This window comes from Mycoplasmopsis columbinasalis, assembly GCF_900660705.1.
Classification (GTDB): Bacteria; Bacillota_I; Bacilli_A; order Mycoplasmatales; family Metamycoplasmataceae; genus Mycoplasmopsis; species Mycoplasmopsis columbinasalis.
Map to the genome: position 1 here is coordinate 559,426 of NZ_LR215043.1, position 12,036 is coordinate 571,461.

Here is a 12,036-nt window from a genome sequence, read left to right on the forward strand (position 1 = left end):
TTCGTACAAACACAGGATTTTGTGCCTGTGTTTTTTTGTTTCAAAGTGGTCTCTTTTGTGACCTAAAAAGTTTACAAGCTATAAAATAGTAGAAGAAAATTTGTGAGTAAAAAGTAGCTTTTATAATTAAACAAATACATTAATTAATCAAAACTATGAATTAGCTAGTAACGAGAGCTTTTGTTTTGCAAAAAAGAAGAGAATTTTATGAGTAGTATTTTAAAAAGATTTTATAACGGTAAAGATTATGTTTTAGACGAAGAAGCACAAGAAGTACGTTTGTTGCCGGATTTCCACAAAGAACTTTTGGAATCGCCAAATAAGTTTAAAAAATTTAAAAAATTTGGTGGGTCATCGATTGGCGATGTTTTTGAAACTGATGCTTTTAAAAGTCAATTTAATGCTTTTTGTTTTATTTCCAGACTTAAAATGCCCGCTTTGCAAATGAAATATATAAATGCGGGTGTTGCACTGGAACCAAAAGTGGTTACTTTTATGCAAAAAATATTTCCTGGTGCCACGATTGAACACATTAGAGCTGAAGATGTTGAATACGATTACTTTAAAAATGACGAAATTATTGGTGGAGTTCCTGATGCGCTAGTACCAACACACAAAACAGTCTTAGAACTTAAAGCCGTTGGGGCAAAAAAACGTGCTACTTGAGTCGGTGGAGTAATTCCAGAAGATTATAAAAAACAAGCGCAATTGTATGCTTATTTACTTGGTTATCCATATTATTCTATTGTGGGTACCTTTTTAGAAGAAACTGATTACACGAATTATGATCAAGTTAATTTTCTTAAACAAACACAAATGTTTAACTTTAAAGTCAATGAGGCTATGGCGCAAGACGATATAAAAGTAGTTAAAGACTTTTGAAAAAAATATACAAACTTAGGTCGTTCACCAAAGTACCAGCTTCCAAGAGATAAAGATCAAGTTGATTACTTAAGATGTCGAAACGAAGCTGAGTGAGAAATTCTTTTTAATAGTTGAAAAGAGAAAGGAAAGGTTGATGAAAACATTGAGTTCAGATAAAAAACCAATCATAATTGGTTACAAACAGTATTTAAACTCTTTTATTTCTCAACCATACTTTATTTGAGAACGTAAAGACGAACAGCAAAATTTAATTATTCCCCCAGTAGACGCGAATGGTTTTGAGTTATACGAAAAAACCAATTTTGAACAAAACAAGCTCACATTTTGAGAAGAATTTGCTGACTTAGATAGCGATGAAGATGGCGAATTTGACGGTGAAATAAGTAATTTGAAACTTGATTTTGATGATTTTTTAGAAGAATTAACTCCAGAAGATACTTGAGATTACACACAACGTTCTAATAAAAAAATTTATGATGATTTATTTGCGCAAGCAAAAACATTTATGCTTGAAGAAGTTTTTCACGCTAATAAAGATAGTGCAAAAACAATAAACACAATGCAAACTGCAGAAAAAGTAGCTGCCGAGATGGCTCAGTTAATGGCTGACGACCAGGTGCGTTATATTTTTAATCCTGTTTTGATTTACCCCTATAATATAGGCAAATACGATGACGAGTTCGTTTTAAAATCCAATTTATTTGCCTATGATAAAGAAAAAAGAGAAGCTTATTTGATTCGTTATAAAGCGAGCAATTCGGTAGAAGATTACTTAAAAGTTAATTGGTGTTATGAAGTTGCTAATCGACTTAATTTTAGAATTGACAGTTTTAAAATGTTGCTTTTTGATAATTCAGTTCGATTTACTAAGCGAGGTAAAGTCTCTTATTTAATTACAAGTGCAGCAAACGCTAATAAAACCGCGAAAAACAAGAGTTTTCTTAGTGGTAAAAAGCAAGACCCTGAACTTTTGAGAAAAGCTATGTACGCAATAAATACAGGTCTTTTTTACACTTCAGAATTTGTAAATCATCCTTTAACTTTTAAACATGCTGTAATCGAAGGTAAACCTTTAAAGCCCTATCGATTGAAAGCAAAAACAACTGAATGTATTTTTACAAATGGGGGCGAAGATTACAATGAAGAAGGAGCTTTTGGCGACTTTGATACGCAGGTACAAAAAATTATTTCAGGATACTATACTCTGTTACCCCAATATAGTAATAACAAAAATGAAATAGCAATGCCAAATGACTTTCATAAAGTTTATGGCTCGCAAAAAGATGCAAAAAAACAAATTATTGCTCAATATTTAGGTGTGAATAACTTTTATTCGTTTGGTACGTTAAAAAGAATTACAAACGCACTAACACAAGATCAACTTGATGAACTAAAAAACATAATTCAAAATCTTAAAAAAAGAGAAAACTTTTTTTCTGAAACTGCTTTAACTTTGCTTTCTCAATATTTTAAGAAAGATAAAAAATATGTTTGATATGACTATGAGGGTGTTTCATCTGTTGCGCCAATCCTTGATAATATGCTGCACTATCAACAAGTTACTAATCAAGTGAGTATCATTAGAACAATAAATGGCAAAATTATTAGTGAAGAGAAAAAAATAGCTGACAATATTGTAAAAGATCCAAAAAATCTAGATTTAGCAGATTTAGTTGACAATATTTTAAAAGTTTATAGCAATCGTGCTGATTATTATGTTGTCTACAACAAGAGTTATGAAAACACAAGAAATTTAGATATTTTTCACGCAGTTGACAGAACTTTTGCGTTAAATAAAGATCACGACTTAATTAAAAAAATTAAGGACCTAGGTATCAATTCACCTTTAGATCTTGCGGCGATTGTAGAGCATATTCAGAATCATACTTTAGATTTAATGGATTTTTTGAAGCAGACTCCAGCTGCAAATCAATTTTGTTTTCCAATAAATTCAGATCTTATTAATTATGAAAATAGAACAAAAAATGACATTGTCTTGAAATTGCCAAAAACTAAAACTGAATTTCAAAAAAACAAGTCTATCAATTTGGAATTTTATGATGTGACAAGTAAAGGTTTTGCTGTTTCAACGTTTTTCTTGTATGAATTGCTAGGTAAAAAAAGTATAAAATCTATTGAAAAATTAATTACCAAAAATAATTTAAAACTCAAATACAGTGAATATTTTAAAGAATACAAAAATCTTGATGTGCGGAATGGTTCGATGGCGATGACTTTAGCTAACAATCGTTATCTTGGTCTTATTGGTGATAATGAGTGAGGCGCTAACGTTGTTCAATTACAAGAATATTGCCAAAATGATGTGGTGGCTATGCTTGTAACTTTTAGTTTCTTTGAAACTATCATCGCTGATGTGTTTCCTCGGATCAAAGATTATGCTTATAAACTTAACAAGGATGATGTTATCAAATTTAATCCAGAAACATTTGATGTTGAAATTGTGGATAGATAGAACATATTAGTTACAGAATATTTTAAAAATAAAAAAATGTAGCTTTAGCAGGCTACATTTTTTTAATTAACTTAAAGAAAACAATTATTTAATGTCAACTGAAGCACCAGCTTCAACAAGTTTAGCTTTAATTTCTTCAGCTTCTGCAGCAGGAATATTTTCTTTTACTGTTGCTGGAAGAGCTGAAACAAGTTTGTTAGCATCCATTAATGGTAAGTTAAGTAATTCTTTAACTACTTTAACAATTGGTAATTTCTTACCGTTGTCAGCGGTAATAACAACTGAAACTGTTGATTTTTCTTCTGCTTCTGCACCAGCAGCTGGACCAGCTGCTACAGCAACTGCTGAAGGGTCGATGCCGAACTCTTCTTTCATTGCTTCAACAAGTTCCATAACTTCTTTAATTGACATTTCTTTTAAAGCTTCGATAAAAGCTACTTTTTCTAATTTTGCCATTGTGTCACCTTTCTATATATTTGTGAATAAATTGAATTGATTTTTTGTTGAATGTTAAGGAAACAAAAATGTTTCACTCATTAAGCTTCTTTCTTTTCACTCACTAATTTAAGTGAAAGAGAAAGTTGTTGAAGACCACCCATCAATGAACGAGCAAGAATGGTAAGTGCTTCTTGGTAGTTTGGTAAAGTTGCAATTTCTGCCACGCCTTGTGCATTAACAACTTTACCTTCGAATAAACCGGCTTTGTTTACAAAAATTTTGTTTTCTTTTGCAAAGTTAGCAAGTAATTTGTAAGGTGCAAGTTCATCTTCAACGCCAAAAGCAAAAATGTTTGGTCCAACTAAGTGTTCGCTTAAATCAGAATAACCAAGTTCTTGAGCTGCTAACTTGAACAATCTGTTTTTATAAACTTTGATGTCAATGTTATTTTTCTTAGCAAGTCTACGAAGTTTAGTTAATTCCGCAACTGTTAAACCACGATATTCAGCTGTAACTAATGATTTTGCTGTTTGTAGTTTGTTAACAATTTCTTTAACAATTTCTTTTTTTGCTAATCTTAAAGCTGATTCTTTAACTGCTGACATTTGTTCTCCTTTCTGCAAGTAAAACAATAAGTGATATACATTTGGCAACATTATTAAGCTTGTGGATTCACAACACCGTTGCTGTCTTCACGTATTGCTGCATAATTTTATCATCAAATGCTTTTTTTAATGTAAAAAACAATATAAAGTAGCGCTATTTTGTCAAGTTTTTTAATATGTTTTTAAGTTGATTTTCTGTTAGATTTTAATGCTGATATTAACGGGTTTGATTCTATAAGCTAAGAAAAGACTTTGCGGTTGGTTTTTGCAGTGACTTACTCAAAACACACTCCTACCTTTTATATAGAAGCGTAATTAGAATAAAAATCTAATTTACTCAATTTAAATAGTCGTTTTAATTCAACATATCTGGAAATTCGCCCTGTCTGCACACTTCAGCAACTCTTTATGCAGAATAAAATTTTTTTGATTTTTCGTCAACTAAAGACTGATCCTAAGAAATTTGAGTAGAACAGAATTGCTTTGTTTAACTTTGTTCTCTTTTGATTCGAATATGAAAGATTTCTATTATGTCAAAATAAAAAAACAAACAACTTTTGTTGCTTGTTTTTTAACGTGTGATTTATTTGTGGTTCTTTACCATTTCAACGAGTTGGTTAAAAGCTTGTGGTTGGTTAATTGCTAATTCTGATAACATTTTACGATTAATTTCAACGTTAGCTTTTTTAAGTCCATTAATAAATTGTGAATAAGTAAGATTTTGTGCTCTTACAGTTGCGTTAATACGCGCGATTCAAAGTTTTCTAAAGTTACGTTTTACTTGCTTACGATCTCTAAAGGCATAAGTTCATGACTTAACAACTGCTTCCTTAGCAATTTTAAAGCCAATTGACTTGTGTCCTCAGTATCCTTTTGCGTGCTTTAATCATCTTTTGCGTCTTGCTCTAGTGACTGTTCCGCCTTTTACTCTCATGATTGTTCTCCCTTAATTGTTTAAATAATAATTGTTAATGATTCAGTAGCTTTATGTAATTAATTAACTAAGCGTTAATAACTCTATTTGAATAAAGCTTTAAATCTTTTTAAGTCTGAAGCATGCATGAGTGCACGTTTACGAGCTTGACGCTTTTGTTTAGTGGTTTTGTTTTGAGCTAAGTGTGAACGGTAAGCTTGTTCACGCATAACTTTACCAGTTCCTGTAACTTTGATCCTCTTTTTAAGAGCACTTTTGGTCTTCATTTTTGACATTTTGCTTCCTTTTGAAACAGAGTGTGAGACTAAAACAATTATTCTTCTGTTTCGGTTTCAACTTGTTCTTGATTATTGTTAACTCTTGCTTCGGTATTTGTAGTTGATTTATCTACTAAGTTATTTTCTTTTTTATACTTAGCAACTTTAGTTTTGTTAGGTTGTAAATACATATCTAAAAATCTGTCGTTGACTAAAGTTGCTTCTTTGGTAATATCAGCAATATCTGCTAAAGATTCATAAAATTTTTGCAGGGTTTGGTGACCTAACTCTTGACGAGCAAGTTCACGTCCGCGAAACTTCAAACTAACTTTAATTCTGTCACCGTCAAGTAAAAATTCTCTAGCTTTCTTACTCTTAACATTCAAATCGTGAATGCCAATGAGTGGCGTTAAGCGAATTTGACGATTTTGAATAATAGTTTGTTTTTCCTTGGCAGCTTTTTGCTTCTTTTTACGTTCATATTTGAATTTACCATAATTTAAAACTCTGGCAATTGGTTTAGGCTCGGTACTAATTAAAACTAAATCGAGTTTTTGTTCCTTAGCCATTTCAATTGCTTGACGTGTGTCGAGCACGCCAATTTTTTCACCATCTTCGCCAATCACAAACACTTTTTTAAACGGAATGTTTTCATTAATGATGTGTTCAGCTTGTGGTTTACGATTATTTCTGTTAACTTGGATGGTTTCTCCTAAATAGATAAATATAAAAAGTAAAGAGGTTGGCGCTCTTTAACTACTATTAAAATAAAGACTTTAATTGTAGCTTTTACCTAAGGTGACAACACACCTTCAGGTGAGATAAACTCTTTCTGCAATTAAAAATTGCGATACATATTGTATCACAATTCTTAGTTTGGTTTGTAATTAGTACTAATATCTAAATTATATTGATAACTATCAATAATTGAAGGTGGAGTTTCACTTTCCGCAAAGGTAAAGTGTGTATGGGCGGCGCCATAATTTATCAAGTTCAAGGCGCTTAGTTGAGTTGTTGGTATCTCGAAGGTGATGTAATACTTATCAGGGTTTGCTTGGTCAAAAAGCTTTCAAGTAATGGTGGCATCGGCAAAGTTAGTAATTTTGGCAGCATATTTTTGTGCTAAAGCTTGGTCACTAATAGTTAATTCTAACAAACCACGCGCGATTAAGTAATCAATGGTGAAATATTTAGTTTCAGCAGCTTTGGGAATTTTGTTAAGTTGGTAACTGAGCACATATTCTTTGTATTTAAGTTGATTTGCTTGAGCCAATTGCTTAATTTCAGTTACTTCTTGAGTTAATTTGGTTTGGTCGACACCGATGTTGTATTTGTGGTTGTCTCGAATGTCACTTAGTTCTGCTTTGATAGTTGTTCAGTTACTTGAGCTGTTATTATTGCACGAAACAGTAACTAGTACAGGTGCAATAGTGAGCACTGAAGTGCAGAAAAATTTTGATCAAAGTTTCATTTGTTCCTATCTACTAGCATTATTTGTCTACTAATACAATTTTAGTTCTTTTATTTTAATTAAAAATGCAAATTTCTGTTATTGAATTTGCATTTTTATTTTTTTAAGAAAGTTCAAAGTCAAGTTCTTCACTTGGAGTTACTGGTTGGTCTGGAGTTTCAGCACTAAGTTGGGCTTTGGTTCCTTTTTCCAAGTCATTAAAATCTTTTTGCTCATCAGCAACAAGTTTTTTGGCATCTTCAAGTTTTAAACTAAAGAAGGAAGTCACACCCCGAGTTTGCATTGTAGCACCAAACAAAGTGTCGACTCTACTCATTGTCCCGTGCCGGTGGGTAATGACTAAGAACTGAGTTTTTTCTTTGAGTGCTTGCAAGTATTCAGCATAACGTACGACGTTAGCTTCGTCTAAAGCAGCTTCTACTTCGTCAAGAATACACAATGGGAGTGGGCGTGCTTTGAGGATTCCAAACAAGAGTGAAATTGCAATCAGTGATTTTTCACCACCTGAGAAAAGTTTAAGGTTTTTAACACTTTTACCTGGAGGTTGCGCTTCAATTTCCACACCAGATTCTAAGATGTTGTTAGGGTTGTCAAAGTAAAGGCGGGCATTACCACCGCCAAACATACTTTTGAAGACATTATTAAATTCGTCATTTACATCAGTCACAATGTTTTTGAGACGCGTAATAATAATTTTGTCCATTTCCGCAATGGCAGTTTCAAAAGTTTGTTTTGCTTCCGAAAGTTCTTTTTCTTCTTTTGATAATTCCGCGAATCTGTTTTCTTCTTCAACTAGGGCTTCTAAGCTCTCAAGGTTGACTGAACCAAGTGCTTCGATTTCGCTGCGCAATTGATTCACAATTTCGGTAGCTTGTTCACGGTTCATTTCTAGTTTATATGACTGTGCTGCCATTTCATAAGTCATTTTGTATTGTGTTGCCAATCTTTCACGTGATTGGTCCAAAATGTATTTTGACTTATCTTTGTCAGCCATTTTTTTAGCAAACGAACTGTTGAGTTTGTTTAAACTAGCCTGGAAGTCAGCTCTGTTAGTATTAAAGAATTTAATATCAGCAGCTAAACGCACAATGGATTCAGTGCGTACTTTCACTTGTGTTTCGAGCGCCAAAATTTGACTACGTAAGTCTTCATAAGTTGCTTCTTCACTTTGGATGGTTTGACTGACAGATTCTAAGTCGATAGTTTGGTTGGCTAATTCACGGTATTTAACACTAAATTCGTCAAAAATTTGTTGTACAGAGTTGCGATTAACTAATAAAGTGTGTAATTGTTGTTTGTATTGTGAGGCAAGTTCAAAGGCACTGTGACGATAGTTGTTGATTTCATTGTGTTTGGTTTCGAGGTTGTTTTTAGCCTCGCGAATACCAGGCAAGACTGTTTCGAGTTCTTTAATTTTTTCGTCAAGTCCTAAAATTGTTTGCACAGCAGCTTGTGTACCACCGGTAATCACACCACCAACACGCACAATGTCGCCTTCGAGCGTAACTACCATGTAACGACGTTCAAGTACATTTGCAATTGAGTTAGCACTTTCGATATCACTAGCCACAATGACGTTTCCAAGTAAAAACTTGTTTAAAACATCATATTCAATACTACATTGAGTTAATTCTGAAGCAATGCCCACAAAACCTGGATGCCCTTGAATTGCTAAGACCAAGTCATCACGTACCGACTTAGGCGCAATTGAGCCTAATGGAATGAAAGTTGCACGACCACCATTATTATTTTTTAAAAAGTTAACAGCTTTTACCGCAGTTTCTGATTTGTCAACGACAAGATTTTGGACTGAGTTACCTAAAATTGCGTTAATGGCTGGTACATATTGTAAATCAACGTGAATTAAGTCGGCTACCGTACCTTTAACACCCTTGCCAAAAACATTGCGACTTTCAAGGATTACTTTTGTACCCTTGTTCATCAAAGAACCACTTTCTCTTTGTTGTCTAAAAGTGTTCAAGTGCGTTTCAATTTTGGTAATTTCACCGACTTTTTTATTAATCGAAATGCTTAAATTATTGAGTTCTGCTAAATAAGTTTCAATTAATTTGTTGTTTTCTTCAATTTTAGCTTCGATGCTAGCAATATCTTTGTTGATTGCTTTCAATCTGTTGGCGTTAGTTTCAAGTAAAGCTTTGTACGAAAGAACTTGTTCTTCGTGGTTTTCTTGCGCTTGTCCGGTGGCAATTAAACGGTGACGTTCTTCCTGACGAGCTAAAATCAACTCAAGATTGTTGAAACGAGTTTTCACTTCGTTGAGTTCTTTATCGAGTTTTCGTAATTCAGTTTCTTCGATGGCCTTCATACCTTCTGATTGGTTGATTTTGGCTTCAAGTTGAGTAATTCTTGCTTCTAAATCAGTTTTAGTTTCGATGACACCATCAAGTTCTGTGTTGTATGTTTCGTAAAGATTTCCATAGTGTTGAATGTTATCAACTAACAAACCAACTTCAATTTGTTTTAATTCTTCACTTTTAGCAATGAAAACTTTTGCTTTTTCAGCTTGACGACGTAATGGAACAAGTTTCTTTTCTATTTCCGCAATTACTAAACAAATTTTTTCCAAACCAATTTCAGCTTTTTCTAATTTAGCAATTGCTTCTTTTTTTCTAAATTTATATTTTGAAACTCCGGCAGCTTCCTCAAAAATACCCATTCTTTCTTCAGCGGTGGCCTCGGCAATGTCGCTAACTGTTCCTTGCGAAATAATAGCTAACGAACTTTTACCAATTCCAGTTTCCATCGCGATATCTTTAATATCTTTTTGACGACAAACTTCACCATTTAAGTAATACGTATTTGTGCCATTGCCTCTTTCCAAAACTCTACTGATGGTAATAATGCCGTGCGGAATGTTATTGTTTGAATCACGATTATCAAAAGTAAGTGTAACTTCTGCTTTGTTCATAGGTTTAGCAGTTTTTGAACCGGCAAAGATAACATCTTCCATGTTATCGCCACGTAATTCTTTTGCACTACGTTCACCTAAAACCCATTTAATTGCATCGTTAATGTTTGATTTTCCTGAGCCATTTGGTCCAATAATCCCAGCAACACCACCATCAAATTTAAGTGCAATTGGATCAGCGAAGGATTTGAACCCGTGTGCTTCGACTTTTATTAATTTCATCAAGTCTCCTCAGTCTACTTTTTACAAAAATAAGTAACATTTATTATATTAAATATACATATTAATAAGCTTGATAAGTTTAGCAAACAAAATTTTTCAAATAACACTAAGGCATAGCCTTATTTATCAAATTTATTTTTACAAAACGGAAAAAACTTTGTTTAAAACTATGAAATTTCATTTTTGTTTGATTAAATTAACTAGTAAAAATTAAATTTGCGAATTTACCTATTTTATAGTCCTAAATTTGAAATCTTACTTTTGAACTATTAGTATTTGTATTTGTTATAATAAGCTTACATCTATATTGTTTTTCACAATATAAACTATCTAAAAAATGTTACGCTAAGGAGAGCGATGCAATCTATTTATAAAAAAAGTAAGCTTATTGTAACTGTTGGCCCAGCTTCTGATAACTATGAAACTTTGAAGTCATTAGTTTTAGCAGGCGCTACTTGTGTTCGTGCTAATTTTAGCCATGGCACTCACGAGGAGCAAAGCAAAAAATTTGAATTAGCTAAACAAGTTGCCAAAGATTTAAATGTTCCAGTTTCATTGATGCTTGACACCAAAGGCCCTGAAATTAGAATCGGAAAAATGAAAGACGATGGTGTTGAAATTCCAGCTAATGCTGTTATTAATTTACATACTTCGAGTGAAGATTATGAAAGTTTAGTAGGCAATTCAACTGATATTAGTGTTCAATACGATATGTCGAAAGACTTAAAAGAAGGTGATTTAGTTCTTTTTGATGATGGTAAATTAACATCAAGAGTAATTTATGTCGAAGAAAATTTTGTGCAAGTAAAAACAGAAAATGCACACTTTTTAAAAACAAACAAAAGAATTAATTTGCCAGGAGTTGAATTTTCATTGCCATTTTTAAGTCAAAAAGATATTGATGATGTGCTTTTTGGAATTAAGATTGGTGTAAATTATGTTGCGGCGTCATTTGTTAACACTGCGCAAAATATTCAAGAATTAAGAAAATTACTTGATGAAAATGGTGGCGAAAACATTCAAATTATTGCCAAAATTGAAAGCGTATTGGGTGTCAAAAACATTTACCAAATCATTGCTGCTTGTGACGGAATTATGGTTGCGCGTGGTGACTTAGGACTTGAAATCCCTTATTACGATGTGCCTTATGTTCAAAAACAAATTATTAAAAAATGTCGTAAGGTTGGAAAACCTGTGATTGTGGCAACTCAAATGCTTGATTCAATGGAAAATAATTTATCGCCAACACGTGCTGAAGTGAACGATGTTTATGGCGCAATTTATGCACAAGCTGATTCAACTATGTTATCAGGTGAGAGCGCTTCAGGTAAATATCCTGAAAAAGCAACCGAAGTAATGAAAAGAATTCAACTAAGAGCTGAAGAAGAATTTTTAGCTGAGGCTAAAACTGAAACTCGTGATGTTAAAACTAATCCAATTGATTTTAAAGATCTTGCAAAGCTTTCTTATGTTGATGATAACTTAAAACTTATTGTAGTCAAATCTCAAACTAATGCAAATGTATTTGAACTTAGTAAACAAAGACCAAATGCAATTATTTCTCATTTAGTTAATCCAGAAACAATTGCTAAATACTCTAACTGAGCTGGCGAATTTGGAATTTCTTATGGTGTGTGAACCAACCAAAATGCGGAACTTTATAATCAATTCGCTGTAAGTGATGAATTTGTGAACTTGATGCGTCAACAATTTGAGTTAACTGCCGATGATAAGGTTGCTTTAGTTGATGAAAACGGCGTAATCAATTTAAAATAATTTATAACTAAAAATGCAGGCAAGCAGCCTGCATTTTCAAATAAGA

Annotated in this window: 10 protein-coding genes; 3 read left to right on the forward strand and 7 right to left on the reverse strand. The window is 32.8% G+C overall.

The window, feature by feature from the left end; all coding sequences use genetic code 4:
* The first annotated feature begins 207 nt into the window (after positions 1-207).
* Positions 208-1,041 carry an MAGa7180 family putative nuclease gene (locus tag EXC55_RS02280; RefSeq protein ID WP_129623059.1) on the forward strand — a complete coding sequence of 278 codons (834 nt, stop codon included), beginning with the start codon at positions 208-210 and terminating at the stop codon, positions 1,039-1,041.
* Positions 1,019-3,358, forward strand: coding sequence for a UU173 family protein (locus tag EXC55_RS02285; RefSeq protein WP_129623060.1), 2,340 nt, complete (start codon positions 1,019-1,021; stop codon positions 3,356-3,358). The genes EXC55_RS02280 and EXC55_RS02285 overlap by 23 nt, the downstream gene beginning before the upstream one ends.
* Before the next feature lie 84 nt (positions 3,359-3,442).
* Here the strand turns inward: EXC55_RS02285 and rplL are convergent, their stop codons facing one another.
* The 7 genes from rplL to EXC55_RS02320 form a co-directional block, all read right to left on the reverse strand.
* Positions 3,443-3,814: a 50S ribosomal protein L7/L12 gene (gene rplL, locus EXC55_RS02290; RefSeq protein ID WP_129623061.1), complete on the reverse strand. Its 372-nt coding sequence runs from the start codon at positions 3,812-3,814 to the stop codon at positions 3,443-3,445.
* An 80-nt stretch (positions 3,815-3,894) separates the two neighbouring features.
* Complete coding sequence (rplJ, locus tag EXC55_RS02295) at positions 3,895-4,401, reverse strand: 50S ribosomal protein L10 (RefSeq protein ID WP_129623062.1); 507 nt, start codon at positions 4,399-4,401, stop codon at positions 3,895-3,897.
* Positions 4,402-4,984: 583 nt separating this feature from the next.
* Positions 4,985-5,335, reverse strand: a complete 351-nt coding sequence (rplT, locus tag EXC55_RS02300) for a 50S ribosomal protein L20 (protein ID WP_197722274.1) — start codon at positions 5,333-5,335, stop codon at positions 4,985-4,987.
* A gap of 83 nt (positions 5,336-5,418) precedes the next feature.
* Entirely contained in the window at positions 5,419-5,610 is a 192-nt protein-coding gene (rpmI, locus tag EXC55_RS02305; RefSeq protein WP_129623064.1) for a 50S ribosomal protein L35, read from the reverse strand.
* A 38-nt stretch (positions 5,611-5,648) separates the two neighbouring features.
* Positions 5,649-6,254 (reverse strand): translation initiation factor IF-3, encoded by a 606-nt coding sequence (gene infC, locus EXC55_RS02310; RefSeq protein WP_129623065.1) that lies wholly within the window; start codon positions 6,252-6,254, stop codon positions 5,649-5,651.
* A 209-nt stretch (positions 6,255-6,463) separates the two neighbouring features.
* A complete protein-coding gene (locus EXC55_RS02315) occupies positions 6,464-7,063 on the reverse strand; it encodes a hypothetical protein (protein WP_129623066.1) in 600 nt (199 codons plus the stop codon).
* 103 nt (positions 7,064-7,166) lie between these two features.
* The gene (locus tag EXC55_RS02320; protein ID WP_129623067.1) at positions 7,167-10,214 is read right to left on the reverse strand and encodes an AAA family ATPase; all 3,048 of its coding nucleotides are present in this window, start codon (positions 10,212-10,214) and stop codon (positions 7,167-7,169) included.
* Positions 10,215-10,571: 357 nt separating this feature from the next.
* Here EXC55_RS02320 and pyk point away from each other — a divergent pair, with 357 nt between their 5' ends.
* Positions 10,572-11,990, forward strand: a complete 1,419-nt coding sequence (gene pyk, locus EXC55_RS02325) for a pyruvate kinase (protein ID WP_129623068.1) — start codon at positions 10,572-10,574, stop codon at positions 11,988-11,990.
* Positions 11,991-12,036: the final 46 nt, after the last annotated feature.